This is a genomic window from Microbacterium saccharophilum, assembly GCF_007992455.1.
GTDB classification, from domain to species: Bacteria; Actinomycetota; Actinomycetes; order Actinomycetales; family Microbacteriaceae; genus Microbacterium; species Microbacterium saccharophilum.
This window is the reverse complement of sequence record NZ_BKAH01000001.1, coordinates 25,795-51,573: the sequence shown is the minus strand read 5'-3', so window position 1 is coordinate 51,573 and position 25,779 is coordinate 25,795. Positions and strand designations below refer to the sequence as shown.

Annotated in this window: 21 protein-coding genes; 16 read left to right on the top strand and 5 right to left on the bottom strand. The window is 71.7% G+C overall.

The features are described from left to right. Positions 1 to 18: 18 nt before the first annotated feature. Genes frr through MSA03_RS00245 form a run of 6 tightly spaced genes read left to right on the top strand, consistent with a single transcriptional unit; the run spans position 19 to position 3,969 of the window. Positions 19 to 573, top strand: coding sequence for a ribosome recycling factor (gene frr / locus MSA03_RS00270; protein ID WP_147049223.1), 555 nt, complete (start codon positions 19 to 21; stop codon positions 571 to 573). Positions 574 to 579: 6 nt separating this feature from the next. Continuing rightward, complete coding sequence (locus tag MSA03_RS00265) at positions 580 to 1,596, top strand: phosphatidate cytidylyltransferase (RefSeq protein WP_147049222.1); 1,017 nt, start codon at positions 580 to 582, stop codon at positions 1,594 to 1,596. Then, the gene (locus MSA03_RS00260; RefSeq protein WP_147049221.1) at positions 1,593 to 2,171 is read left to right on the top strand and encodes a DivIVA domain-containing protein; all 579 of its coding nucleotides are present in this window, start codon (positions 1,593 to 1,595) and stop codon (positions 2,169 to 2,171) included. The genes MSA03_RS00265 and MSA03_RS00260 overlap by 4 nt, the downstream gene beginning before the upstream one ends. A 59-nt stretch (positions 2,172 to 2,230) precedes the next feature. Continuing rightward, the gene (locus MSA03_RS00255; protein WP_371863048.1) at positions 2,231 to 2,959 is read left to right on the top strand and encodes an aggregation-promoting factor C-terminal-like domain-containing protein; all 729 of its coding nucleotides are present in this window, start codon (positions 2,231 to 2,233) and stop codon (positions 2,957 to 2,959) included. Between the two features lie 4 nt (positions 2,960 to 2,963). Then, the gene (locus tag MSA03_RS00250; RefSeq protein ID WP_028495456.1) at positions 2,964 to 3,245 is read left to right on the top strand and encodes an Rv1322 family protein; all 282 of its coding nucleotides are present in this window, start codon (positions 2,964 to 2,966) and stop codon (positions 3,243 to 3,245) included. Between the two features lies 1 nt (position 3,246). Continuing rightward, positions 3,247 to 3,969: an alpha/beta hydrolase gene (locus MSA03_RS00245; protein WP_028495457.1), complete on the top strand. Its 723-nt coding sequence runs from the start codon at positions 3,247 to 3,249 to the stop codon at positions 3,967 to 3,969. Between the two features lie 21 nt (positions 3,970 to 3,990). On the opposite strand, the gene MSA03_RS00240 is transcribed toward MSA03_RS00245, so the two are convergent. Continuing rightward, positions 3,991 to 5,070, bottom strand: coding sequence for an AI-2E family transporter (locus tag MSA03_RS00240; protein ID WP_028495458.1), 1,080 nt, complete (start codon positions 5,068 to 5,070; stop codon positions 3,991 to 3,993). Positions 5,071 to 5,232: 162 nt separating this feature from the next. Between MSA03_RS00240 and MSA03_RS00235 the strand changes: the two genes are divergently transcribed. Both MSA03_RS00235 and MSA03_RS00230 read left to right on the top strand, forming a co-directional pair. Next, complete coding sequence (locus MSA03_RS00235) at positions 5,233 to 7,032, top strand: DUF8094 domain-containing protein (protein ID WP_147049220.1); 1,800 nt, start codon at positions 5,233 to 5,235, stop codon at positions 7,030 to 7,032. After that, positions 7,029 to 7,970 carry a tetratricopeptide repeat protein gene (locus MSA03_RS00230; RefSeq protein ID WP_028495460.1) on the top strand — a complete coding sequence of 314 codons (942 nt, stop codon included), beginning with the start codon at positions 7,029 to 7,031 and terminating at the stop codon, positions 7,968 to 7,970. The genes MSA03_RS00235 and MSA03_RS00230 overlap by 4 nt, the downstream gene beginning before the upstream one ends. A gap of 9 nt (positions 7,971 to 7,979) precedes the next feature. Here the strand turns inward: MSA03_RS00230 and glgB are convergent, their stop codons facing one another. From glgB to glgX, 3 genes are all read right to left on the bottom strand, one after another. After that, the gene (gene glgB / locus MSA03_RS00225; RefSeq protein ID WP_147049219.1) at positions 7,980 to 10,136 is read right to left on the bottom strand and encodes a 1,4-alpha-glucan branching protein GlgB; all 2,157 of its coding nucleotides are present in this window, start codon (positions 10,134 to 10,136) and stop codon (positions 7,980 to 7,982) included. Next, positions 10,133 to 12,100, bottom strand: coding sequence for an alpha-1,4-glucan--maltose-1-phosphate maltosyltransferase (locus MSA03_RS00220; RefSeq protein WP_244946277.1), 1,968 nt, complete (start codon positions 12,098 to 12,100; stop codon positions 10,133 to 10,135). Before MSA03_RS00220 ends, glgB begins: the two co-directional genes overlap by 4 nt. A gap of 175 nt (positions 12,101 to 12,275) precedes the next feature. Beyond that, positions 12,276 to 14,363, bottom strand: coding sequence for a glycogen debranching protein GlgX (gene glgX / locus MSA03_RS00215; protein WP_147049217.1), 2,088 nt, complete (start codon positions 14,361 to 14,363; stop codon positions 12,276 to 12,278). A gap of 52 nt (positions 14,364 to 14,415) precedes the next feature. Here glgX and MSA03_RS00210 point away from each other — a divergent pair, with 52 nt between their 5' ends. The 4 genes from MSA03_RS00210 to MSA03_RS00195 all read left to right on the top strand — a co-directional run bounded on the left by MSA03_RS00210 (position 14,416) and on the right by MSA03_RS00195 (position 19,371). Next, the gene (locus tag MSA03_RS00210) at positions 14,416 to 15,600 is read left to right on the top strand and encodes a cysteine desulfurase family protein (protein WP_147049216.1); all 1,185 of its coding nucleotides are present in this window, start codon (positions 14,416 to 14,418) and stop codon (positions 15,598 to 15,600) included. A 10-nt stretch (positions 15,601 to 15,610) separates the two neighbouring features. Further along, positions 15,611 to 16,708 carry a tRNA 2-thiouridine(34) synthase MnmA gene (mnmA, locus tag MSA03_RS00205; RefSeq protein WP_147049215.1) on the top strand — a complete coding sequence of 366 codons (1,098 nt, stop codon included), beginning with the start codon at positions 15,611 to 15,613 and terminating at the stop codon, positions 16,706 to 16,708. Positions 16,709 to 16,736: 28 nt separating this feature from the next. Further along, positions 16,737 to 19,052 carry an NAD-dependent DNA ligase LigA gene (gene ligA, locus MSA03_RS00200; protein WP_147049214.1) on the top strand — a complete coding sequence of 772 codons (2,316 nt, stop codon included), beginning with the start codon at positions 16,737 to 16,739 and terminating at the stop codon, positions 19,050 to 19,052. Positions 19,053 to 19,113: 61 nt separating this feature from the next. Then, positions 19,114 to 19,371, top strand: coding sequence for a hypothetical protein (locus MSA03_RS00195; protein WP_147049213.1), 258 nt, complete (start codon positions 19,114 to 19,116; stop codon positions 19,369 to 19,371). Positions 19,372 to 19,377: 6 nt separating this feature from the next. On the opposite strand, the gene MSA03_RS00190 is transcribed toward MSA03_RS00195, so the two are convergent. Beyond that, a complete protein-coding gene (locus tag MSA03_RS00190; RefSeq protein ID WP_147049212.1) occupies positions 19,378 to 21,078 on the bottom strand; it encodes a long-chain-fatty-acid--CoA ligase in 1,701 nt (566 codons plus the stop codon). 61 nt (positions 21,079 to 21,139) lie between these two features. Here MSA03_RS00190 and gatC point away from each other — a divergent pair, with 61 nt between their 5' ends. Genes gatC through dinB form a run of 4 tightly spaced genes read left to right on the top strand, consistent with a single transcriptional unit; the run spans position 21,140 to position 25,763 of the window. Continuing rightward, complete coding sequence (gene gatC / locus MSA03_RS00185; protein WP_028495468.1) at positions 21,140 to 21,439, top strand: Asp-tRNA(Asn)/Glu-tRNA(Gln) amidotransferase subunit GatC; 300 nt, start codon at positions 21,140 to 21,142, stop codon at positions 21,437 to 21,439. Continuing rightward, on the top strand, positions 21,436 to 22,947 hold the full coding sequence (gene gatA / locus MSA03_RS00180; protein WP_147049211.1) for an Asp-tRNA(Asn)/Glu-tRNA(Gln) amidotransferase subunit GatA: 1,512 nt from the start codon (positions 21,436 to 21,438) through the stop codon (positions 22,945 to 22,947). The genes gatC and gatA overlap by 4 nt, the downstream gene beginning before the upstream one ends. Further along, positions 22,947 to 24,461, top strand: coding sequence for an Asp-tRNA(Asn)/Glu-tRNA(Gln) amidotransferase subunit GatB (gatB, locus tag MSA03_RS00175; RefSeq protein ID WP_147049210.1), 1,515 nt, complete (start codon positions 22,947 to 22,949; stop codon positions 24,459 to 24,461). The genes gatA and gatB overlap by 1 nt, the downstream gene beginning before the upstream one ends. Positions 24,462 to 24,497: 36 nt before the next feature. After that, complete coding sequence (gene dinB, locus MSA03_RS00170; protein ID WP_147049209.1) at positions 24,498 to 25,763, top strand: DNA polymerase IV; 1,266 nt, start codon at positions 24,498 to 24,500, stop codon at positions 25,761 to 25,763. Positions 25,764 to 25,779 lie beyond the last annotated feature (16 nt).

The window sequence follows — 25,779 nt, the reverse complement described above, 5'->3', positions numbered from 1 at the left end:
CCGACGAATGGAGTGACCGTGATCGCCGACATCCTGGCCGACACGACAGCGCGCATGGACCGTGCCGTGGAGGCGGCGAAGGAGGACTTCGCCACCGTCCGCACGGGCCGCGCCAACCCGCAGATGTTCCAGAAGATCCTCGTGGACTACTACGGCTCGCCCACCCCGCTCGCGCAGCTCGCCTCCCTGAACAATCCCGAGGCACGCACGATCATCGTGACCCCGTACGACAAGTCCGCCCTCAAGGCGATCGAGCAGGCGATCCGCGACACCCCGAACCTGGGCGCGAATCCCACGAATGACGGCAACATCGTGCGGGTGACGCTCCCGGAGCTGACGCAGGAGCGCCGCAAGGAGTACGTCAAGCTCGTCCGCACGAAGGGCGAGGACGCGAAGGTGCACCTGCGCGGCATCCGCCGCAAGGGCAAGGACGACCTCGACGCGCTGAAGAGCGATGTCGGCGAGGACGACCTCGTGCGCGCGGAGAAGGAGCTCGATGCCCTCACCCGCGCCCGCGTGGACGCCATCGACGAGGCTCTCAAGCGCAAAGAAGCCGAACTCCTCGAGGTCTGACCACCCATGACCGAGTCATCCGGCGACCCGGCGCCGGACGAGCGGATGCCGACGTCGCGCGCCGCGCGTCGCGCCGTCGATCCTGCGTCGTTCCAGCAGCATGTGCGTGCGGCGCGCTCGGAATTCGAACTGCAGATCGAGAAGGCCCGCACCGATTTCGAGCAGGCCAACGAGCGGATCAACGAGCGGACCGGTCGGAACCTGCTGCTGGCGACGATCATCGGCATCGCGATCGGCGCCGTCGTGATCGGCGCGCTGCTGTTCGTGAAGTGGATCTTCCTCCTCTTCGCGATCCCGGTGTGCCTCCTCGGCCTGTTCGAGTTCTCCCGCGCGCTGCAGACGGCGGGGCGTCGCGTGGACCTCGTGGTGCAGCTGCTCGCGGGCACCGCGATCCTGCTCGCCGCCTACTTCACCGGCCACTGGACGCACTGGGTCATCACCTTCGCCGTCGTCGCCACCCTCGTCGTGTGGCGGCTCATGGCCCAGATGGCGACGGGGGACGGCCGGCGCTACGGCGAGGTCGTCTCGGACGCGCTCGTCGCCGGCCTGCTGCCGCTCTACGTCCCGTTCCTCGGGAGCCTCTGCCTCGTGCTCCTCCGTCAGGAGCAGGGCGAGCTGTGGGTCCTCACGATGATCGCGACGGTCGTCGCCGCGGACACCGGCGCCTACGCGAGCGGACTCGCCTTCGGCCGGCATCCCATGGCGCCCCTCATCAGCCCCAAGAAGACGTGGGAGGGTTTCGCGGGCGCCGCCCTCGCTGCCGTGGCCGCCGCCGTGCTGATGGGGATCTTCCTCCTGCACGTCCCGTTCTGGGTCGGGATCGTCTTCGGCTTCGTCGTGCTCGGCTCGGCCACCGTCGGCGATCTCGGCGAATCGATGATCAAGCGGGACCTCGGCATCAAGGACATGAGCTCGTGGCTGCCCGGGCACGGCGGCGTGCTCGACCGGCTCGACTCCATCCTGCCGTCGACGATCACGGCGCTGGCGATGTACTTCCTCTTCTTCCCCCTGGTGAGCGCATGACCTCCGAAATCCCGACCGGCACGACCACGGAGTCGACGCCCTTCCCGCTCGCGACCGGCCGATTCAAGGGCTACGACATCGCCGCGGTCGACGAATTCCTCGCCGTCGCCCGCGCCGCCTTCGAAGACGACGACGACGCGCGGATCTCCTCGGCCGACGTCCGCCAGGTGGGCTTCCCGCTCGTGAAGCACGGCTACCAGATCGCCGCGGTGGACGCCGCGCTCGGGCGCCTCGAGGATGCGTTCGCCGCGCGGGAGCGGGAGCACGCGCTGTCCCGCGCGGGGGCGCGCGGCTGGGTCGGGCGTTCCCGCCGGCTCGGGCAGGAGATCCTCGACCGGCTCAACCGCCCGCGCGGTCACCGCTTCGAGCGGGTCGGGCTGCTCACGTACGGCTACCGCGTCGACGAGGTCGACGTCGTCGCCGACAAGATCGCCGGCTACCTCGAATCCGGTGAGCACATCACCGCCGACCAGGTGCGCAGCGTCGCCTTCCGCATGCAGCGGCGGGGCTACCGCGAGGACCAGGTGGATGCGGTGCTGGACGCCGTCGTCGAGGTCATGCTCGCCGTCGGCTGAGCCCGTCCCGCGACGCCCGGATGGCACGACCGCGGACCAGCCGGTAGACTCGCGGCACTGTGACTTCCGAAGGCGAGCTGATCCCCGCGTCATCCCGAGAGGTGGCGGTGCCGGTGACCCCCGTCGTCCGCCGGCCTCCGGCATCGGCCCGCTGGTCCCGCCGTCGCCGTGTGCTGTCGGTCTTCGCGGCCCTCGCGGTCGCCGGGTTCGTCGCGGCCTACATCGGCCCGGTCGGCGCGTCGGTCTCGCAGGCGGAGGCCAGCGAGATCGAGCCGGTGTCGCTGTACGCGAGCTCCATCCAGGACGCGCAGGCGTACGTCGCCGACGCGGGGACCGCGACGACGCTCAACCGCGGCGCCCTCACCTACACGGTCTACGTCGCGCCGAAGCCGACGCCCACCCCGACGCCCACCCCGGAGGCCGCGAAGAAGCGGACCGGCACCTCGACGTCGTCGACCTGGTCGCCGCCGTTCGTCTCGCCCGACCCCGGCAGCGCGCAGGCGATCGCCTACGAGATGGTCACCGCCCACGGCTGGGGCGACGACCAGTTCGCGTGCCTGGTGGCGCTGTGGAAGAAGGAATCCGGCTGGCGGGTGAACGCCTACAACGCCTCCAGCGGTGCGTACGGCATCCCGCAGGCCCTCCCCGGCAAGAAGATGGCGTCTGCGGGCGCGGACTGGGAGACCAACCCCGCGACGCAGATCGCCTGGGGCCTCGGGTACATCTCCGGCCGATACGGCGACCCGTGCGGCGCGTGGGGCCACTCGCAGAGCGTCGGCTGGTACTGAGCGCATGCCGAGGTCGAACCGTCGTCGCCCGCAACCCGGTGACGACTCCCTCGAACGCCTGCTGAGCGGCTGGAAGCGCACGGAGACCCGTCGTGGCGCGGCGTGGACCGTGCAGCCGGTCTCCGCCGCACAGGCGCAGAAGACCTACACGTGCCCGGGTTGCGGGCGCGACGTCGTGCCCGGCACCGCACATCTCGTCATCTGGCGCGCCGACGGCGTGCTGGGCGATGCCGCGGACCTCGCGGCGCGTCGACACTGGCACACGGCATGCTGGAGGATCAGCTGACATGGAGATCCGCGGCCCCGTCCTGCTGCCCGCGCGGCGCGAGGACATCGCATTCGAGACCATCGACGGGCTGACGCTCGTGGGGGAGCTCGCGCTCCCGGCGGAGACCGAGCCTGTCGCGACGCTCGTGACGCTGCACCCGCTGCCGACGGCGGGCGGGTTCATGGACTCGCACGTCCTGCGCAAGGCCGCGGGGCGCCTCCCGGCCCTCGCCGACCTCGCGGTGCTGCGCTTCAACACGCGGGGGACGAGCTCTCCGCGCGGGACGAGCGAAGGCGCGTTCGACGGCGGACGCGGCGAGGCGTTCGACGTCGCCGCGGCGATGGACTTCGTCCGCGAGCGCGGTCTGCCCCGCCCGTGGCTCGTCGGCTGGTCGTTCGGCACGGAGCTCGCGCTCAAGTACGGCCGCGATCACGATGTGGAGGGCATCATCCTGCTCTCCCCGCCGCTGCACCGCGCGACCGACGAGGACATCGCGGCGTGGGAGGGCGTCCCGCGGAGCGTCATCGTCGTGGTGCCGGAGTTCGATGACTACCTCCGCCCGGAGGAGGCCCGGCGCCGGTTCGCGCCCATCGGGCACGCGACCGTCATCGCCGTCGACGGCGGCAAGCACCTGTGGGTGGGGGAGACCCAGACCCGCCGCGTGCTGACGGAGATCGTCGCGGCCGTGAACCCGGACGCCCTGCCGCTGCCCACCGAGTGGCACGGCGCGGTCGTCGGCTGAGCGGCGGCCGCCGACCGGCGGTCAGAGCTCGTTCTGCCGCGGGATGATCACCTGGCGGTAGATGATGAGGATGCTGGCCGCCACCGGGATCGCGATGAGCGCGCCCAGGAGCCCGAGCAGCGAACCGCCCGCGAGGGCCGCGATGACGACCACGGCGCCGGGCACCGAGACGGCGCGGTTCATGATGCGCGGGGAGAGCAGGTAGGCCTCCACCTGCATGTAGATCAGGTACCAGATGAGCGCGACGAGCGCCGTCAGCGGCGAGCCGAGCCCGGGGATGAGGCAGGTCAGGACGATGATCGCCGAGCCGGTGAGCGTTCCGACGAGCGGGATGAGCGAGAAGAAGAACGCGATCACGGCGAGCACGGCGGGGAACGGGGCGCCGATGATGCTGAGGAAGATCGCGCTTAGGATCCCGTTGATGATGCCGAGCGATGCCTGCCCCATGACGTAGTAGCCCACCGACGCGGTGATCTGCTCGGACAGGTCCACGAACCGCTCCCGCTTAGAGGCCGGGACCAGCTGGTAGACGGCGGCCTTGAGCGACGGCGTGGAGGACGTGAAGTAGATCGTGAGGATGAGGACGATGATGGCGCCGGTCGACGCGGCGATGATGCCCCCGCCGATGCCGAGCACCGTCGTGCCCACCGACTGGCCGATCTCACCCATGTCGAGGGATTCGTACCAGTTCGAGACGTATTCGAAGACCTGGTCCACGTTCAGCAGCGGGAAGGCGTCGTGCAGCCACTGCTTCGCGGCGTCCACCGGGTCCCACGTGCCGGCCACGGCATCCTCGACGAGCGTCTGGATCTGGGTCACCAGCTGTGTGATCTGCCCCACGATGATCGGCACGACCATGAGGATGAGCCCCGCGAAGACCGCGAGCACCCCCACGAAGGTGACAAGCAGCGCCGCCCACCGGGGGAGGCCACGCCGCTCGAGCCACGACACGAGCGGGTCGAGGCCCAGCGACAGGAACAGGGCCGTGCCCACGTACAGCAGCACGGTCTGCAGGGTCGTGATGCTCGTGATGAGCATGATGCCGACTCCCACACCGAGGGTCGCGATGAGCGCGGTGCGGAACGGATGCTGGATCTTCACGGGCCCTCTTTCCGGGGGGTCTCTGTGCTGTCAGGATACGCACGCGACCACCTTCCGTGAGGACGCCTCGCCCGCTCCCGGGCGACATTCAGCCGGTATTCGCTAGTCTGGAACGTCGATTGTGCCTCCCCGCGCGCCGCGGAGGCAGAGAGGTGTCGTTTCGTGCGTTTCGTGTGGGCTGTGGCCGCTTTCGTGCTGGCCACGCTGATGATCGGTGCCGGCATCGCCCAGCGCACCGTGTTCCAGGGCCCGGAGACCGAGACGCGCGCGATCGAGATCGACGAGACCGCTCCGTACATCGTCGTCGACGGCGGCGTCCTGAACAGCCACCGCGGCGCGCAGACGCTCCGCGCGCGGGGCGACGGTGAGATCTTCGCCGCGTACGGGCGCACGACGGACATGACCCAGTGGCTCGCCACGAGCGACCATGTGCGCGTGACGCTCGACGACGACGGCGACCCGGTCGCCGAGTTCGTCGCGGCTCCCGAGCCGGAGGAGCCGGCCGAGGGCGAGGAGACCGCCGAACCGGCCCCCCTCACCCCGGCGGGCTCCGACCTGTGGCTCGACGAGTTCCAGCAGGAGGACGTGCTCGTCACGTCGCTGCAGCTGCCCGAGGAGATGAGCCTGCTCGTGGCGGCCGACGGCGTGCAGCCCGCGCCGTCCCGCCTCACTCTGACCTGGCCGACCGGCGTCACGACCCCGTGGGCCGGTCCGCTCATCGTCGGCGGGTGCCTCGTCATGGCCGCCGGCATCGTGCTCTACATCCTCGGTCTCCGCCACGCGCGCCGTTCCCGCGGCCCGCGCCGCAAGGGCCTGCCGATGGCGCAGACCGAGCCCATCGACCTCGCGGTCGAGGGGGCCGACAAGGGCGTCATCAGCGCCACGCCGACGCGGCGGAGGATCTCCGCGGGCAAGCGCGCCTTCGCGGCGGTCCCCATCGTCGCGGTCTCCGCGCTGCTGTTTACCGGCTGCACCGCCGACGCGTGGCCTCAGCTCGGCGGGACACCCACCCCCACGCCCACCGAGACCGTCATCGTCCCGGCAGGGCAGGGCCAGCCGGCCGTCACGAAGGCGCAGGCCCAGCGCATCGTCACGCGGGTCGCCGAGCAGGTCGCGACAGCGGACGAGGCGAAGGATGCCGCCGCCGCGGCGGCCAGGCTCGCGGGTCCCGCCCTCGCGGAGCGCGAGACCAACTACACGCTGCGCGCCCAGCTCGCCGACCACCCCGCGCTCGACCCGATCCCGAGCGGACCGCTCTCGCTCGTGCTCCCGCAGGCGTTCGACGGCTGGCCGCGGACGTTCATGGCGGTCGTCGACGACCCCCAGGACAAGCAGTCCACGATCATGACGATGTCGCAGGAGGATGCGTGGGCCGACTACAAGCTCACCTACATCGCGAACCTCGCCGCGGACACCAGCATGAACGTCGCGCCCGACTACGTCGGTGCCACCGCCGTCGAGCCCAACTCGCCCTTCCTCGTCCTCCCGCCGGATCAGATCGCCACGGCGTACGCCGACGTCCTCAACAACGGCGACGACAGTGAGTTCGCCGCGTTCTTCGACGAGGACACCGACACGTTCCGCGCGGAGGTCGCGCGGGACCGAGCCGGGCGGCTCGAGCAGTTCAACCAGACGGGGCAGGAGACCGGGAAGCTGACGTTCGCGGCCACGGCGGGGACGCAGGCCCCCGTCGCCCTCGCAACGCTCGACAGCGGCGCGATCGTGGCCGTCACGATCAACGAGAGCGACACGGTCACCCCCACGAACGCCGACGCCGTCATCAAGGTCGACTCGAACCCGATCGTGAAGACCCTCGCCGGTGTGACGCAGTCCGCCACCGGCTTCACGACGACCTTCGCCGACCAGCTCTTCTTCTTCGTTCCCGCCCAGAGCTCCAGCGAGAGCATCCGGTTCCTGGGCTATTCGTCCAACATCCTCTCTGCCAAGGTGGTGAATCAGTGAGCGACATCGCTCCCGGCGCCGTCCTCCGCGGCGCCGTCGACCTGTCCACTCTCCGAGCGCGGGCAGCCCAGCCCGCCCAGGCCGCCGGTGCGGCCTCCGATGGCGCGCCGTCCGGCGCGGTCCCGTCGCTCGTGTTCGACGCGACCGACGAGACGTTCGGGCAGGTCCTGGAGCTGTCCCGCTCCGTCCCGGTCGTCGTGGACCTCTGGGCCGAGTGGTGCGGGCCGTGCAAGCAGCTGAGCCCCATCCTCGAGAAGGTCGTGGCAGAGCTCGGCGGCCGGCTCGTCCTCGCGAAGGTCGATGTCGACGCGAACCCGCAGCTCGCGCAGGGTTTCCGGGCGCAGTCGATCCCGATGGTGGTCGCGCTCATCGCCGGCCAGCCGGTTCCCCTGTTCACGGGCGCGGTCCCGGAACAGCAGGTGCGCGAGGTGTTCGCGCAGCTGCTCCAGCTCGCCGCTCAGCACGGAGTGACCGGCACCGTCCCCGTCGGGGACGCGCCGGAGACGGATGCCGAGGAGCCGCAGCTCCCGCCGCTGCATCTCGAGGCGTTCGACGCCATCGAAGCCGGCGATTACACGCGCGCCGTCGCCGCCTACGAGCGGGCTCTCGCGGAGAATCCGCGGGACGAGGACGCGCGCGCCGGTCTCGGGCAGGTCCGCCTCCTGGAGCGCATCCAGGGCGTCGACCTGCAGGCCGCCCGCGCCGCCGCCGCGGCCGCGCCGACCGACATCCCCGCCCAGTTCACGGTCGCCGACCTCGACCTGGCCGGCGGCCACGTCGAGGACGCGTTCGATCGTCTGCTCGACCTGTTCGCGTCGCTCCCGGGCGACGAGCGCGCCCCCGTGCGCGAGCGCCTCCTCGAGCTGTTCGGCCTGATCGGCACCGCCGACCCCCGCGTCATCCGCGCGCGGGGCCGGCTCTCCAGCCTGCTCTTCTAGAGCGCTCTTCTACACCGCGTCGTCGCCGGCCGCGGTCCGGTGGCCGAGCCACAGCACGCCCAGGGGCGGCAGGACCATGTGCGCGCGGCCGCTGCCGTCGGCGTGCACCGTCCCCATGTTGCCGACGCCGGAGCCGCCGTAGATCTGCGCGTCCGAGTTCAGCAGCTCCGACCACTCCCCGGCTTCGGGGAGGTCGAGGGCGAAATCGTGGATGGGGGCGCCGGAGAAGTTGCAGACGACCGCCACGGTGTTGCCGTGGTGGTCGCGGCGCGCGAAGGCGATGACGTTCGGGTTCCATGCGGGAGCGCCCAGACGCTGGAACGCGTCCCCGTCGCTGTCCCGCGCCCACAGCGGCGCGTTGTCGCGGTACACGCGGTTCAGCGCGGCGACGAAGTCGTGCAGCTGGCGGTGCGGCGGCTGGTCGAGGATCCACCAGTCCAGGCCCCGGCCCTCGGACCACTCCGACAGCTGGCCGAACTCCTGGCCCATGAACAGCAGCTGCTTGCCCGGATGACCCCACATGTACGCGAGGTAGGCGCGCATGTTCGCGAGCTTCTGCCAGTGGTCGCCCGGCATCCGGGTGAACAGCGTGCCTTTGCCGTGCACGACCTCGTCGTGACTGATCGGGAGGACGAAGTTCTCGGTGAAAGCGTAGACGAACGAGAAGGACAGCTCGCCCTCGTGGTGCGATCGGTACATGGGGTCGCGCTTCATGTACACGAGCGAGTCGTTCATCCAGCCCATGTTCCACTTGAAGCCGAACCCGAGGCCGCCCTGCGACGTCGGGGCGGTGACGCCGGGGAAGCTCGTGGACTCCTCGGCGATCATCGCGATGCCCGGGTAGCGCTTGTAGGCGGTCGCGTTGACCTCCTGCAGGAACGCGAGCGCCTCCAGGTTCTCCCGGCCGCCGTGCACGTTCGGCTCCCACTCGCCGGCTTCGCGGGAGTAGTCGAGGTACAGCATGGATGCCACGGCATCCACCCGCAGACCGTCGACGTGGAACTCCTCGAGCCAGTACAGGGCGTTCGCGACGAGGAAGTTGCGGACCTCGCTGCGGCCGTAGTCGAAGATCAGCGTGCCCCAGTCGCGGTGCTCGCCGCGGCGCGGGTCGGCGTGCTCGTACAGCGCCCGCCCATCGAAGCGGGCGAGGGCGAACTCGTCCTTCGGGAAGTGCCCGGGGACCCAGTCCATGATGACCCCGATGCCGGCCTGATGCAGGCGGTCGATGAGGTAGCGGAGGTCGTCCGGAGTGCCGAAGCGGCTGGTCGGGGCGTAGTAGCCGCTCACCTGGTATCCCCACGACCCGCCGAACGGATGCTCCGCGAGCGGCATGAACTCGACGTGGGTGAAGCCCTGCGCGAGGACGTAGTCGACGAGAGGGTCGGCCGCGTCCCGATAGCCGAGGCCCGGGCGCCACGAGCCCAGGTGCACCTCGTAGGTCGACATCGGCTTGTCCAGCGGGCTCTGCGACGCGCGCGCCGTCATCCACTCGTCATCGGCCCACGTGTAGCCGCTCTCCGTCACGACCGACGCGGTCGCGGGGGGCACCTCGGCCCACTGCGCCATCGGGTCGGCCTTCTGCACCCACGCGCCGCCCTCGGTGAGGATCTCGTACTTGTAGGCGGTGCCGGCGGACAGGCCTGGGACGAAGAGCTCCCAGATCCCACTCGAGCCCATGGAACGCATCGCGTGGCCGGCGCCGTCCCAGGAGTTGAAGTCGCCGGTGACGCGGACCGCACGGGCGTTGGGGGCCCAGACGGCGAAGGACACCCCGTCGACGCCGGCGAAGTGGCGCACGTGGGCGCCGAGCACCTGCCAGAGCTGCTCGTGACGTCCTTCCCGGATGAGGTGGATGTCGAGCTCGCCGAGCGTCGGCAGGTGCCGGTACGGGTCGTCGGCGCGGTGGTCCGGTCCGCCGTCGTACGTGGCGACGAGGTCGTACGCGTGCGGCTGGGCCGCGGTGCGGCCCTCCCACACGCCGCTGCGGACGTGGGCGAGCTCGACTTCGGAGGCGTCGTCGAGGACCGCCGTCACGGTCTTCGCGAAGGGCCGGCGGGCGCGGATGAGCCAGCCGTCGCCCTCCTCGTGCGGCCCCAGGATGTCGTGCGGGGCGAAGTAGGAGCCCGCCGCCACGGTGTCGAGGACGGAGTCGGACGGTCGGTTCATCGGTGCCCCTTGACGTGGAGGATGTGGACGGGCTCGGCGAACGCGTCGAGTCGGACGAAGTTGTCCTGGTTCCAGGTCCACCGTGCCCCCGTGAGCAGATCCTCGACGTCGTAGTCGTGGCCGCGCGGGACACCGAACTCGGACGAGTCGATGTGGACGGTGGTCTGGCGGGTGGAGTGCGGGTCGACGTTCGCGACGACGATGATCGTGTCGGACTCGCCGGTCGGCGACAGCGCCGCGGGGAGGTGCTTGACGTACACGAGGATCGCCTCGTCGTCGCTCCAGTGGATGCTGAGGCCGCGCAGCTGCCGGACGGCCGGGTGCGCGCGACGGATCTCGTTCAGCCGACGCAGGTACGTGGCGAGGGAGTCGCCGGAGGCCTCGGCCGCGGCCCAGTCCCGCAGCTTGTACTCGTACTTCTCGTTGTCGATGTTCTCCTCGGAACCGGGCCGCGCCACGTTCTCGAACAGCTCGTAGCCGGCGTAGACGCCGTAGGACCCGGCACCGGTCGCCGCGATCGCGGCGCGGATCTTGTAGGCCGGGCGGCCGCCGTACTGCAGGTACTCCGTGAGGATGTCGGGGGTGTTGACGAAGAGGTTCGGCCGCATGAAGTCGGCGGTCTCATCCGAGATCCAGCCGAGGAACTCCTCCAGCTCGGCCTTCGTGTTCCGCCAGGTGAAGTACGAGTAGCTCTGCTGGAAGCCGGCCATCGCGAGCCCCTGCAGCGGGGCGGGTCGTGTGAAGGCCTCGGCGAGGAAGACGACGTCGGGCTCCTCTGCGTTCACGGTCCGGATGAGCCACTCCCAGAACTGCAGGGGCTTGGTGTGCGGGTTGTCGACGCGGAAGATCTTCACCCCCTGGGCGATCCAGTGCCGGACGATGCGCAGCACTTCGGCGCGGATGCCGTCCGGGTCGTTGTCGAAGTTGACCGGGTAGATGTCCTGGTACTTCTTCGGGGGGTTCTCCGCGAACGCGATGGAGCCGTCCGGGAGCGTCGTGAACCACTCCGGGTGGCTCGTGACCCACGGGTGGTCGGGGGCGGCCTGCAGGGCGAGGTCGAGGGCGACCTCCAGGCCCTCCGCGCGCGCCGCGCGTACGAACGCGCGGAAGTCCGCGAGGGTGCCGAGGTCGGGATGGACGGTGTCGTGGCCGCCCGCGGCGGAGCCGATGGCCCACGGCGAGCCGGGGTCGCCGGGCCCGGCGGTCAGGGTGTTGTTCGGTCCCTTGCGGTTCTGCTCGCCGATCGGATGGATGGGCGGCAGGTACAGGACGTCGAACCCCATGGCGGCGACGGCGGGGAGGCGCTTGACCGCCGTCCGGAACGTCCCGCTGCGGATCGTGCCGTCCTTGAGCCGCCGCGCGCCCTCCGAGCGCGGGAAGAACTCGTACCAGGCGCCGACGCCGGCGCGCTCCCGCTCCACGAGCAGCTCGAGGTCGGGGCCGACGGTCACGAGGGACTGCAGCGGCCGGTCGGCGAAGAAGCGCGCGATGGTGGGGTCGCGGACGACGAGGAGCGCCGCGTCGTCGTCGACGGACGTGTCCCGCAGGGTGGCGGATGCGGCGGCCAGGGCGCGCCGTTCGGCGGCCGGCCGCGCGCTCTCGGCAGCCGCCCGGTCGAACAGCGCCGCGCCCATCTCCCGCATGAGCGGCGCGTCGACGCCGGCGGCGATCTTCAGGTCGGCGGCGTGCTCCCATGTCGCGAAGTCATCGCCGAACGACTCGAAGCGGAAGCGCCAGACGCCCTGCTCGAGCGGAGCGACGAGGGTCCGCCACCGGTCGAAGCCGTCGTGCAGCGCCGTCAGGCGGTGCAGCGTCTCCTCGCCGGACGGGGCGAAGAGGCGCACGTGGACGCCGATGATGTCGTGACCCTCGCGGTAGGCCGTGACGCCGAACGGCACCGCCTCTCCCGTGACCGCCTTCGGACGGTACAGGCCTCCCGGAACGCTCGGCCGGGCGAGGCTCAGGGGGATGCGCCCCGCCACCGCGTCGGCGGGCGGGGCTGCGGCGCCGGCCGGCCGCAACGGGATCTGACCGTCGCTTCGCACGGAGGCAGGGGCGGAGGAACGCGTCGTCGTGGCCACCCATCGAACCTACCGCCGTTGCGTCTGCGGACGACAGCCGCGGCGGCGAGCCGCGGGTTCACTCGGCGCGGAAGAGCCGCATCGCGGTGCCCGGGATCAGCACGGTCTCGCCCGGTGCGAGCGGGTCGCCATCGTCGGCGGGGCGCTCGTCCATGCTCGACCACAGGGGCACGAATCGGGCCACACCCGGGATCCGGGGGAGCGTCACCGTGATGGGCGATTCGTCGCCGTGGACGATGAGGAGGATCCGGTTGGGGTCCTCCAGCTCGGGGGTGGAGCGGGCGTCGTACTGCAGTGTGCGGTGCGCCGGGTTGGTCCACCGTTCGATGGACATCGTCTCGCCGTGCTCGTCGTACCAGTCGATGACCGAGGCGCTCGGCACGGCCCGCTCCTCGTGCGCGAACCGCGTCGGACGCAGCGCCGGGTTCTCCCGCCGCACCTGCAGCAGCCGCTGGACGTGCGCGAACAGGTCCTCCTGCCACGGCGCGTGGTCCCACGCCAGCCAGGTGAGCGCGGAGTCGTGGCAGTACGCGTTGTTGTTGCCGCGCTGCGTGCGCCCGAACTCGTCGCCCGCGGTGATCATCGGTACGCCCGCGGAGAGCAGGAGGGTGCCGAGCAGGTTCCGCATCGCCTTGCGGCGCGTCGCGAGGATGGCCGGGTCGTCGGTCGGACCCTCCGCGCCGTGGTTGAACGAGCGGTTCGTGTCGGCGCCGTCGCGGTTGTGCTCGCCGTTGCCCATGTTGTGCTTGACGTCGTACGAGACGAGGTCTCGCAGCGTGAACCCGTCGTGCGCCGTCACGAAGTTGATGCCGGCCAGGGGCCCGCGCTCCGCGCTGAAGGTGTTCGCCGAGCCCGCCAGCCGGTGCGCGAAACCGCCGATGCCGACCGGTGCCGTGGATGCGCGGCGGGCGTAGTCCACGTCGCTCAGCCAGAAGTTGCGCACCCGGTCGCGGTATCGATCGTTCCACTCCGACCAGCCGTCGCCGAAGTTGCCGGTCTGCCAGCCGCCCATCCCCACGTCCCAGGGCTCGGCGATCTTCTTGACCCCGTCGAGCAGGGGATCCTCGACGATCGCGCGCAGCAGCGGGTGATCCGGAGTGAACACATGGTCGCCGTCCCGTCCCAGCGTCGGCGCGAGGTCGAACCGGAAGCCGTCCACCTGGACGTCGTTCGCCCAGTACCGCAGCGAATCGAGCACGAGGCGGGACGCCGCATCCGTCGCGGTGTTGAGGGAGTTGCCGCAGCCCGTGACGTCGATGTAGGCGCCGTCGTCGTGCTGGCGGTAGTAGGCGCGGTTGTCGATGCCGCGCAGGCTCGTCCGCGGACCGCCCAGCTCGAGCTCCGCGGTGTGGTTGTAGACCACGTCGAGGATGACCTCGAGGCCGGCTTCGTGCAGGAGCTTGACCATGCCCTTGAACTCGCGCAGCACCGCATCCGGTCCGCCGGCGCGGCTCTGCGCGCTCGCGTAGCCGATGTGCGGTGTGAAGAAGTTCAGCGTGTTGTAGCCCCAGTAGTTCAGCAGCCCGAGGTTGAGCAGCCGTGGCTCGGTGCTGAACGCGTGCACGGGAAGGAGCTCGACGGCCGTCACGCCGAGCGAGAGGAGGTGCTCGATCATGGCGGGGTGCGCGAGGCCGGCATACGTGCCGTGCAGCGCGGGCGGGATGCCGGGATGCCGCTTGCTGAGGCCCTTCACGTGGGCCTCGTAGATGACGGTGCGGTCCATGGGCGTGGCGGGCTTGCGGGACGAGCCCCAGTCGAAGGACGTGTCGACGACGACGCCGCGCCAGTCGTCGAGGCCGCCCCAGGCGAGTCCCTTCGCGTACGGCTCCAGGAGGAGGGTCGCGGGGTTGAACGTGCTGCCCGCGCCGGTGGGGCCGCCGACGCGGATCGCGTAGCGGGCGCCGGGCCGCAGCGCCGGGGTCGTGACCTCCCAGACGCCCCCGCCCACGGGCGCGAGCGGCCGGGTGTCGGTGATCCAGTCCAGGTCGACGGCGTCGAAGAGCACGAGTTCGACGGCGTCGGCGGCGCCCGACCAGACGCGCAGGGTGCCGACGCCGTCGTGCATCGTGACGCCGAGGTCGTCGAGGCGCGCGGAGAGGAACGCGGGGGCGCCGAGGACGGGAGCACTCGGCTGCGGGCTGGCCATGCGCTCTACAGTAGTTAGGCGGCAGGCCGTTCGTGACGCCGAGGGGAGAGCGATGACCGTCTACCTCGACCACGCGGCCACGACGCCGCTCCGGCCCGAAGCCCGCGCCGCATGGCTCGCGGCCACCGAGATCACCGGGAATGCCTCCTCGGTGCACGGCTCCGGCCAGGAGGCCCGCCGCGTCCTGGAGGATGCCCGCGAGCGGATCGCCGCCGCCCTGGACTGCGATCCGATCGAGGTCGTCCTCACCTCCGGCGGCACGGAGGCGGTCAACCTCGCGCTCAAGGGCCTCTGGTGGTCGCGCGGCGCCGGCACGGCTGCCGTCGTGCTCCCGGACGGGGAGCACCATGCGACGTGGGATGCCGTGCGGTGGCTGGAGAGCGCGCAGTCCGCGGTCATCCGCCCGGTCCCCCTCGACGCGTTCGGCGCCATCGGCTCCGCCTCGTTCGCGGCGGCGCTGCCCGGCGCGGCGCTTGCGACGGCGCTCGTCGCCAACAACGAGGTCGGGACCGTCAACGACGCCGCCGCCCTGGCGGCGGCCGCCGCCGAGGCCGGGGTGCCGCTGCATCTGGATGCCGTGGGCGCCGCCGGGCACCTCGACGTGGCGTTCGGGCGCTGGCGCGGGCCGGGCGCCGCACCGCACGGCCTCGTCGCGCTGAGCGTCTCCGGTCACAAGGTCGGCGCGACCGTCGGGACCGGTGCCCTCGTGGTGTCGCGCCACGCCCGGCTGACGGCGCTCGTCCACGGCGGCGGGCAGCAGCGCGGCCTCCGCTCCGGAACCCAGGACGTCGCGGGAGCGGCGGCCTTCGCCGCCGCGCTGGAGGCCTCCGTCACCGAGCGGGCCGCCGAGGCGGAGCGACTCGTCGCCCTCCGCCGCCGGCTCATCGACGGCATCCGCCGGGCCGTGCCGGAAGCGGAGCTGCTCGGCGACCCCGACCGGCGCCTGCCTGGCAACGCGCATGTGCACTTCCCCGGGGCGGCGGGGGAGACGCTGCTGTTCCTCCTCGACCAGCGCGGGATCTCCGTCTCCACCGGGTCGGCCTGCCAGGCCGGGGTCACCGAGCCCTCGCACGTCGTGCTGGCGCTCGGGCGCGACGAGCGCGCGGCACGGTCGGTCCTGCGCCTCACCCTCGGCCGCACCTCGTCCGCCGCCGACGTCGACGCGCTCGTCGCCGCGCTTCCGGACGCATACGCGCGGGCCGTCGCATCCGGCGCCCGGTCAGCCGCCCGCTCGTAGACTGGAGTCCATGCGGATCCTGGCGGCGATGAGCGGTGGCGTCGACTCCGCCGTCGCGGCCGCCCGTGCCGTGGAGGCGGGGCACGACGTCGTCGGCGTGCACCTGGCGCTGTCCCGCGCCGGCGGGACGCTGCGCACCGGCAGCCGCGGCTGCTGCACGATCGAGGACGCGATGGACGCGCGGCGCGCCGCCGACCGGCTCGGCATCCCGTTCTACGTGTGGGACTTCTCCGAGCGCTTCCGCGACGACGTCATCGACGACTTCGTGGCGGAGTACCGTGCCGGACGCACACCGAACCCGTGCATGCGGTGCAACGAGAAGATCAAGTTCGCCGCCCTGCTTGAGCGCGCGCTGGAACTGGGCTTCGACGCCGTCTGCACCGGCCACTATGCGCTCCTCGTCGACGGACCGGAGGGGCGGGAGCTGCACCGCGCCTCCGACGCCGCGAAGGACCAGTCCTACGTGCTTGGTGTCCTGACGGCCGAGCAGCTCGCGCACACGTACTTCCCGCTCGGCACGACGCCGTCGAAGGCGCTCGTCCGCGCCGAGGCTGCCGAGCGCGGGCTCTCGGTCGCGCAGAAGCCGGACAGTCACGACATCTGCTTCATCCCGGACGGCGACACGCGCGGATGGCTCGCCGACAAGGTCGGCGCCGCGGCCGGAGACATCGTCGACCGGTCGGGCGCCGTCGTCGGCGCGCACGAGGGAGCCCACGCCTACACGGTCGGTCAGCGCCGCGGACTGTCCCTGGGCGTCCCGGCACCGGACGGCAAGCCGCGCTTCGTCCTGGAGGTGCGACCGGTCAGCAACACCGTCGTCGTGGGGCCGAGGGAGGCGCTCGCGACCGCGCGGATCGCGGGGGAGCGGTTCACGTGGGCAGGGCGCGCTCCGGCATCCGAATCGTTCGCCTGCCAGGTGCAGATCCGCGCGCACGCCGAACCCGTCGACGCGGACGCGCGCATCGAGGACGGCGTCATCACGGTCGAGCCCGCCGTCCCCTTCGACGGGGTCGCGCCCGGGCAGACGGCGGTGCTGTACGAGGGCACGCGCGTCATCGGCCAGTTCACGATCGACACCACGACCTCGGCCGTCCCCGCGCCCGTGTGATGTCGGCGGCCCGCCATACACTTGCCGGGTGACGGATGCCGCTGACCCCACGCCCGCAACACTCCAGGAAGCGCGGGCCGAAGCCGAACGGCTGACCACGCTGATCATCGAAGCGCGGGAGAACTACTACGGCCGCGACGCCGAGATCGTCGACGACGCCACCTACGACGGGTGGATGCGGCGGCTCGAGGAGCTGGAGCGCTTCCACCCCGAACTGCAGGGCCAGGACTCCCCGACCCTCACGGTCGGGGCCGCGGAGTCCTCGATGTTCGCTCCCGTCGAGCATGCCGAGCGGATGCTGAGTCTCGACAACGTCTTCAGCGAGGACGAGCTCCGCGACTGGTGCCTGAAGGCGCAGTCGGCGGCCGGGCGCACCGTGCGGTGGCTGACCGAGCTCAAGATCGACGGGCTCGCGATCAGCCTGCGGTACGAGGACGGGGTGCTGACGTCGGCGGCGACCCGTGGGGACGGACGGGTGGGCGAGGACGTCACCGTCAACGCGCTGCGCGTCACCGGCATCCCGCAGCGCCTGGCCGGCACCGGTCACCCGTCGATCGTGGAGGTGCGCGGCGAGGTGTTCATCCCCGTCGCCGCCTTCGACGAGCTCAACGCCCTGCAGGCCCGGCTGCGCGATCGCGTGCTCGCCGAGGCCCTCGCGCGGGGGACGGACGAGGAGAAGGCCTCGCGCAGCGCCGCCCGCCGGTTCCCGGCCTTCGCGAACCCCCGCAACGCGGCGAGCGGCGGCCTGCGCCAGCAGCTCGACAAGAAGAGCGGACTGGAGCTCGAGGCCGGACAGGCGCGCGTGGACTCCCTCCGCCTCTTCGTGCACGGCATCGGCGCGTGGCCGGACCCGCCCGTGGCCTCGCAGAGCGAGGTGTACGCCCTCCTGGCCGAGTGGGGGCTGCCGACGAGCCCGTACTTCCGCACCGCCGACGACGTCGACGGGGTCCTCGCTTTCGTGGCGCACTACGGGGTGCACCGGCACGACGTCGAGCACGAGATCGACGGCATCGTCGTGAAGGTCGACGAGCTCGCGCTGCACGACGAGCTCGGTGCGACGAGCCGGGCGCCGCGGTGGGCCATCGCGTACAAGTACCCGCCCGAGCAGGTCAACACGAAGCTCCTCGACATCGTCGTGTCGGTCGGGCGCACGGGCCGGGCGACGCCGTACGCCGTGATGGCCCCGGCGCGCGTCTCGGGCAGCGTCGTCCGGCAGGCGACGCTGCACAACCAGGACGTCGTCAAGGCCAAGGGCGTCCTGATCGGCGACACCGTCGTGCTGCGCAAGGCCGGCGACGTCATCCCCGAGGTGCTCGGCCCCGTCGTGGAGCTCCGCGACGGCACCGAGCGCGCGTTCGTCATGCCGGCGGACTGCCCCGAGTGCGGCTTCCCGCTCGCCCCCGCGAAGGAGGGCGACATCGACCTCCGCTGCCCCAACACCCGTGCCTGCCCCGCGCAGGTGCGGGGCCGCGTCGAGCACGTCGGCTCCCGCGGCGCCCTCGACATCGAGGCGCTCGGCGAGGTCACCGCCGCGGCGCTCACGCAGCCCTCCCACCCGGAGACCCCTCCGTTGAAGAACGAGGCGGCGCTGTTCGAGCTGACCCTCGACGAGCTCGTGCCGATCGAGGTCGTCGTCCGCGACGCGGAGACCGGGCTGCCGAAGGAGGACGAGGACGGCACCGTCAAGACGCGCGCGCCCTTCCGGCGGAACCCGAGCGCCGCCGAGAAGAAGGCGGGCCGCACCGGCCCACAGCCGTCCGCGCAGGCCCTCACCCTCCTCGAGGAGCTCGAGAAGGCGAAGACGAAGGACCTGTGGCGCTTCCTCGTCGCGCTCAGCATCCGGCACGTCGGCCCGGTCGCCGCCCGCGCGCTGGCGCAGTGGTTCGGCTCGCTCGCGGCCATCCGCGCGGCCTCCCGCGACGAGCTCGCGGCCGTCGAGGGCGTCGGCGGCATCATCGCCGACTCCCTCATCGAATGGTTCGACGTCGACTGGCACCGGGAGATCGTCGAGCGCTGGGAAGCCGCCGGCGCTCGCTTGGAGATCCCCGGCCACCCCGGCCCCGGCGCTCTCCGCAGCGCGGGCGGGGTCCTGGACGGCATCACGGTCGTCGCGACCGGCAGCCTCGACGGCTACAGCCGGGAGGGCGCGCAGGAGGCGATCATCGCGGCGGGCGGCAAAGCCGCCTCGGGCGTCTCGAAGAAGACCGACTTCGTCGCCGCCGGCCCCGGTGCGGGCTCGAAGCTCGGCAAGGCGGAGGAGCTCGGCATCCGCGTCATCGACGCCGCGCAGTTCAAGATCCTCGTCGAGCAGGGCCCGGGGGCCCTCGACGCGGAGGACGAGTAACCACTCCGCCCCAGTGTCGTAGGTATGTTCTCGTCTCGGTTTGACCGAGAAAGGATTTCCCATGACCATGACCCCGGACCCTGCCCTGCAGGCGTGGCTCGATCCGGAAGACCGCCGCACGGCGGACATCATCCGCACCAGCGGCACATACATCCAATACGCCTTCGCCGCCAACCGCTTCGATCAGCGCCCCGATGAGTTCTCGGTGCCGCTGCTGCAGTTGACCTACGACGACCGCGACGGACGCTTCCCCGACGAGGACGGCTACGCCGACGCGTCGTGGATCCAGCCGCGGCCGGGGGAGTTCAGCGCGCGCTGACGCCCGTCAGCTCCCCGAGGTGAGGGCCAGCAGCGACTCGCGCACCTGGCGGCGCAGCACCTTGCCGATGAGCGAGACGGGCAGCTCGTCGACGACGAAGATCCGCCGGGGGACCTTGTAGGGCGTGAGGATGCTCCGGGCGAACTCGCGAATGGACTCCACGTCGACGTCGCCCTCGCCGTCGAGCACGACGGCCGCGACCACCTCTTCGCCGGAGGTCGCGTTCGGGAGCCCGACGACGGCGGCATCCGCGACCCGGGGGTGCTGCCGGAGCACCTGCTCCACCTCCGTGGGCGCGACGTTGAACCCGCCGGTGATGACGAGCTCCTTGATCCGGTCGACGATGCGCACGAAGCCGCGTTCGTCGATCGTGACGATGTCGCCGGTGCGGAACCAGCCGTCGACGAACACCGCCTCGGTCTCCTCGGGTTTGCCGTAGTAGCCGGCGAACACCTGGGGGCCTCGAACGACGAGTTCCCCGGGCTGCCCGGGAGGCACGTCGCGCGTCGGCTCGTCCGGATCGACGACGCGGCACTCGGTGCCCGGGAGCGGGAGGCCGACCGTGCCCGGCACGCGGTTGTCCGCGACGGGGTTCGCCATCAGGACGGGCGAGCACTCCGACAGGCCGTAGCCCTCCACGAGGTAGCCCCCGGTGGCCTCCTCGAACGGCACGACGAGCTCGTGCGGCAGAGCCATCGCACCGGAGATCGCGATGCCGGTGCCGGCGAGGGAGACGCCCTTCTCCCGGGCGACGGCCAGCAGCCGCGCCGCGATCGGGGGGACGAGCGGCAGGAAGGTCGCCGGATGCTTCTTCGTCACCTCGAGCACCATGTCCGCATCGAAGCGCGGGAAGAGCACGAGCCGGGCGCCCATCGACATCGCGAAGGTCAGGCACAGCGTCAGCCCGTACGCGTGGAACATGGGCAGCACCGCGTACACGACGCAGCCCTCGCCGCGATGGATCGACGGCACCCACGCCTGCGCCTGCCGCGCGTTGGCGAGGAGGTTCCGGTGCGTGAGCGCGGCGCCCTTGGGGGTGCCGGTCGTACCGCTCGTGTACTGGATGATCGCGAGGTCGTCCGTGCGCGGCTGGGGGAAGGAGGCCGGGAGCGGGGTCGCCTGCAGGAGCTTCTCCCACCCGGTCGCGCCGGTCACGCGCTCGGTCAGCGCCGCCCGCGATTCGCGGGCCTTCGGGATCGGCAGAGTGAGGGCGAGGCGCAGCGACAGGGGCATCGCACGGGTGAGGTCGACGGCGACGATGGTGCGCACCGCGAGGTCGGCCGGGAAGTCCTGCACCGTCCGCACGACCTTGCTCCACACGATCGCCGTCTTCGCACCGTGATCCTCGAACTGCTTCCGCAGCTCCCGGGGCGTGTACAGCGGATTGTGCTCGACCACGACGGCGCCCAGGCGCAGGATCGCGTAGAACGCGACGATGTGCTGCGGGCAGTTCGGCAGGACAAGGGCGACCCGGTCACCGGGCCCGACACCGAGCGCCTTCAGGCCCGCCGCCGCGCGGTCGACGGCATCCTGCAGCTGACGGTAGGAGGTCGTCCGGCCGAGGAACTGCAGCGCGGGCGAGTCCGGGTAATCGCGCGCCGAGGCGGCGACGATGTCCAGCAGGTTCCCCTCCAGCGGGCCGAGGTCGGCCGGCACCCCCTCCGCGTAGCTGGCGATCCAGGGGCGAGGCGGGTCGTACGTCGTCACGGCCCTCACCCTACGACAGGGCGGGACAGGACGGTGCAGGCGGCGCAACTAGACTTGACCGGTGTCTGAAATCACCCCCGATCTCGTGCGCCACCTCGGCGTCCTCGCCCGGATCCAGCTGAGCGACGAGGAGGTGGAGCGGCTCACGGGTCAGCTCGACGTCATCGTCGACAACATCGCGAAGGTCTCGGAGGTCGCGACCCCCGAGGTACCGGCGACCAGCCACCCCATCCGGCTGCACAACGTGTTCCGTCCCGACGTGCCGGGCGACATGCTCTCCGTCGAGCAGGTGCTGCAGAACGCTCCGGATGCCGCCGACGGCCGCTTCCGCGTCACCGCCATCCTGGGAGAAGAACAGTGAGCGACCTCACCCGCCTGACCGCCGCCGACCTTGCCGGCAAGCTGGCCGCGGGGGAGGTGTCCAGCGTCGAGGCGACGCAGGCGCACCTCGACCGGATCGCCGCCGTCGACGGCGACGTGCACGCCTTCCTGCACGTCAGCGACCACGCTCTCGACGTCGCCGCCGACATCGACCGGCGCCGCGCCGGCGGGGAGCAGCTGGGCGGGCTCGCCGGCGTCCCGCTCGCGATCAAGGACGTCCTCGTGACGACCGACATGCCCTCCACGAGCGGCTCCAAGATCCTCGAGGGCTACATGTCGCCGTACGACGCGACCGTCGTGGCACGGGCCCGCGCCGCCGGCCTCGTGCCCCTCGGCAAGACGAACATGGACGAATTCGCGATGGGCTCCTCCACGGAGCACTCCGCATACGGCCCCACCCACAACCCGTGGGACCTCGACCGCATCCCGGGCGGCTCCGGCGGCGGCTCCGCCGCGGCCGTCGCCGCCTTCGAGGCGCCGATCGCGCTCGGCTCCGACACCGGCGGGTCCATCCGCCAGCCCGCGCACGTCACCGGCACCGTCGGCATGAAGCCCACGTACGGCGGCGTCAGCCGGTTCGGCGCGATCGCGCTGGCGTCCAGCCTCGACCAGGTCGGCCCCGTCTCCCGGACGGTGCTCGACTCCGCGCTCCTGCACGATGTCATCGGCGGACACGACCCGCACGACTCGACGTCGCTCACCGACGCGTGGCCCTCCTTCGCCGCCGCCGCCCGCGAAGGCGCCACCGGTGAGGTCCTCAAGGGGCTCAAGGTCGGCGTCATCGCCGAGCTGCCGGACAGCGGCTTCCAGCCCGGCGTCTCCGCCTCCTTCCGTGCGGCGCTGGCCGCCATGGAGGCCGCCGGCGCGGAGATCGTCGAGGTCAGCGCGCCGCACTTCGAGTACGGCGTCGCCGCGTACTACCTCATCCTCCCGGCGGAGGCGTCCAGCAACCTCGCGAAGTTCGACTCGGTGCGCTTCGGCATGCGCGTGAACGTCCCCGGCGGCACCGTGGAGGACGTCATGGCCGCGACCCGCGACGCCGGTTTCGGCGACGAGGTCAAGCGCCGCGTCATCCTCGGCACGTACGCCCTGTCCGCGGGCTACTACGACGCCTACTACGGCAGCGCGCAGAAGGTCCGCACTCTCATCCAGCGCGACTTCGACGAGGCGTTCGCCCGGGTCGACGTCATCGCCACCCCGTCCGCGCCGACCACGGCGTTCAAGCTCGGCGAGAAGGTCGACGACCCCATCCAGATGTACCTGAACGACGTCACGACGATCCCGGTGAACCTCGCCGGCGTCCCCGGCATCTCGATCCCCTCCGGCCTCGCCGAGGAGGACGGGCTGCCGGTCGGCATCCAGTTCATCGCTCCCGCGCGGGAGGACGCCCGCCTGTACCGGGTCGGCGCCGCCGTGGAGACCCTGCTCGTCGACCGCTGGGGCGGACCGCTCCTGGACCGCGCACCCGTTCTCGGAGGAACCCGCTGATGGCCAAGGACAAGCTGCTCGACTTCGACAAGGCCCTCGAGCTGTACGAGCCGGTGCTCGGCTTCGAGGTGCACGTCGAGCTGAACACCGCGACGAAGATGTTCTCCTCGGCCGCCAACCCGGCCAACTCGGCGAACCACGAGGCGGAACCGAACACGCTCGTCGCACCCGTCGACATGGGGCTCCCGGGCTCGCTGCCGGTCGTCAACGAGACCGCCGTGCGCTACTCGATCAGCCTGGGCCTCGCCCTCGGCTGCTCGATCGCGCCGTCCAGCCGGTTCGCGCGGAAGAACTACTTCTACCCCGACCTGGGCAAGAACTACCAGATCTCGCAGTACGACGAGCCCATCGCCTTCGAGGGCTCCGTCGAGATCGAGCTCGGCGACGGCACCCTCGTGACCGTCCCGATCGAGCGCGCCCACATGGAGGAGGACGCCGGCAAGCTCACCCACATGGGCGGTGCGACCGGCCGCATCCAGGGGGCCGAGTACTCGCTCGTGGACTACAACCGCGCCGGCGTGCCGCTCGTGGAGATCGTCACGAAGCCGATCTTCGGGGCCGAGCACCGCGCGCCGGAGATCGCGAAGGCGTACGTCGCCGCGATCCGCGACATCGTGATCTCGCTGGGCATCTCGGAGGCGCGCATGGAGCGCGGGAACCTCCGCTGCGACGCCAACGTCTCCCTCCGCCCACGCGGCCAGGAGAAGCTCGGCACCCGCACCGAGACGAAGAACGTCAACTCGATGCGCTCGGTCGAGCGGGCCGTCCGCTACGAGATCCAGCGTCAGGCGGCGATCCTCGCCGCCGGCGGCACGATCACGCAGGAGACGCGGCACTGGCACGAGGACACGGGGACGACCTCGCCCGGTCGCCCCAAGTCGGATGCCGACGACTACCGGTACTTCCCGGAACCCGACCTGCTTCCCGTGGAGCCCTCCGCCGAGCTGATCGAGGAGCTCCGCGCCGCGCTGCCCGAGCCGCCGGCCATCCGTCGGCGCCGGCTGAAGGCCGACTGGGGCTTCACCGACCTGGAGTTCCAGGACGTCGTCAACGGCGGCCTCCTCGCCGAAGTCGAGCAGACCGTCGCCGCGGGAGCCGCACCGGCCGCCGCCCGCAAGTGGTGGACGGGCGAGATCACCCGCGTCGCCAACGCGCAGGGCGTCGAGGCGAGCGCGCTCGTCGAGCCGCAGGCCGTCGCCGCCGTGCAGAAGCTCGTCGACGCCGGCACCCTCACCGACAAGCTCGCGCGCCAGGTGCTCGAGGGCGTCATCGCGGGTGAAGGCTCGCCCCAGGAGGTCGTCGACGCGCGGGGACTCGCCGTCGTGTCCGACGACGGTGCCCTCATCGCCGCGATCGACGACGCCCTCGCCGCCCAGCCCGACGTCCTCGCGAAGATCCGCGACGGCAAGGTGCAGGCCGCGGGCGCCGTCATCGGTGCGGTCATGAAGGCGATGCGCGGGCAGGCGGATGCGGCGCGCGTGCGCGAGCTCGTGCTGGAGCGCGCCGGGTCCTGAGCTGGCGGTGTCCGGGGGACCCGGGACAATGGTCGTATGGGACGCGGTGACGGGACGGGACGGATCGCCTCGCCCGACGACGCCGACGACACCGGGACCCGCATCCTGCACGTCGACATGGACGCGTTCTACGCGTCCGTCGAGGTGCTCGACGATCCGCGCCTGGCCGGCAAGCCGATCATCGTCGGCGGCGCGGAGGGGCGCGGCGTCGTCTCCAGCGCCTCCTACGAGGCGCGTCGCTTCGGCGTCCGCTCGGCGATGTCGACCGGCATGGCGCTGCGCCTGTGCCCGACCGCGATCGTCGTCGCGCCCCACTTCGACCGGTATGCCGCGCTGTCGCGCGAGGTGATGCGGATCTTCCACGAGGTGACGCCGCTCGTCGAGCCGCTGTCCATCGATGAGGCCTTCCTCGACGTGAGCGGGGCGCGGCGGCTGTGGGGATCCCCCGGGGAGATCGCGCGCATGCTGCGCGCACGCGTGAAGGAGCAGACCGGGCTCACCTGCAGCATCGGCGTCGCCGCGACCAAGCACGTCGCGAAGATCGCCTCGACCCTGTCGAAGCCGGACGGGCTGCTCATCGTCAGCGCGGCCGACACGGGGGCTTTCCTGGCCGCGCGGTCGGTGCGCGCCCTCTGGGGTGTCGGGCCCAAGGCCGCCGAGGCTCTCGAGGCCCGCGGCATCCGCCTGGTCTCGGACATCCTGGACGCGCCGCAGGCCGTCCTGGAGCGCGCACTCGGGAAGGCCATGGGGGAGCGGGTCGCCCAGCTCGCCCGCGGACTCGACCCCCGCGAGGTGGAGACGCACCGCGTCGAGAAGAGCGTCGGCCACGAGGAGACGTTCCTCGAGGACATCTCCGCCGTCCCGGTCCTGCGCACCGAGCTGCGCCGCCTCGCCGACCGTGTCGCGGCACGCCTGCGCGACGGCGACTGGGAGGCGTCCACGATCGCCCTGAAGCTCCGCTTCGCCGACTTCACGACGCTCAGCCGGTCGGCGACCCTCCCGGAGCCGACGAATGTCGGCCAGCGCATCGGCGACGTCGCCATCGAGCTGTTCGACCGCATCGACCTCGTGCAGCCGGTGCGGCTCATCGGCGTCCGCGGCGAGAAGCTGCGCCCCGCCGGATCGCTCGGGCTCGCGCTGTGGGACGACGACGCCGACTGGCGCCGCGTCGACGAGGCCCTCGACGGCGCCCGCTCCCGCTTCGGCGGTGGCGCCGTCACGCGGGCGAGCACCCTGGGGGCACGCCGCGACGTCAACGCGCTTCCCACGAACCCGCGCCTGCCGCAGACCGACCAGGGCTGAGCATCCTCGCAGAGCC

What these genes read in the sequence shown, in the direction of transcription:
- MSA03_RS00265 (WP_147049222.1), top strand. Translation starts at nt 580, where the DNA reads ATGACCGAGTCATCCGGCGACCCGGCGCCGGACGAGCGGATGCCGACG.
- MSA03_RS00260 (WP_147049221.1), top strand. Translation starts at nt 1,593, where the DNA reads ATGACCTCCGAAATCCCGACCGGCACGACCACGGAGTCGACGCCCTTC.
- MSA03_RS00250 (WP_028495456.1), top strand. Translation starts at nt 2,964, where the DNA reads ATGCCGAGGTCGAACCGTCGTCGCCCGCAACCCGGTGACGACTCCCTC.
- MSA03_RS00245 (WP_028495457.1), top strand. Translation starts at nt 3,247, where the DNA reads ATGGAGATCCGCGGCCCCGTCCTGCTGCCCGCGCGGCGCGAGGACATC.
- glgB (WP_147049219.1), bottom strand. Translation starts at nt 10,136, where the DNA reads ATGAACCGACCGTCCGACTCCGTCCTCGACACCGTGGCGGCGGGCTCC.
- glgX (WP_147049217.1), bottom strand. Translation starts at nt 14,363, where the DNA reads ATGGCCAGCCCGCAGCCGAGTGCTCCCGTCCTCGGCGCCCCCGCGTTC.
- MSA03_RS00210 (WP_147049216.1), top strand. Translation starts at nt 14,416, where the DNA reads ATGACCGTCTACCTCGACCACGCGGCCACGACGCCGCTCCGGCCCGAA.
- mnmA (WP_147049215.1), top strand. Translation starts at nt 15,611, where the DNA reads ATGCGGATCCTGGCGGCGATGAGCGGTGGCGTCGACTCCGCCGTCGCG.
- MSA03_RS00195 (WP_147049213.1), top strand. Translation starts at nt 19,114, where the DNA reads ATGACCATGACCCCGGACCCTGCCCTGCAGGCGTGGCTCGATCCGGAA.
- gatB (WP_147049210.1), top strand. Translation starts at nt 22,947, where the DNA reads ATGGCCAAGGACAAGCTGCTCGACTTCGACAAGGCCCTCGAGCTGTAC.
- dinB (WP_147049209.1), top strand. Translation starts at nt 24,498, where the DNA reads ATGGGACGCGGTGACGGGACGGGACGGATCGCCTCGCCCGACGACGCC.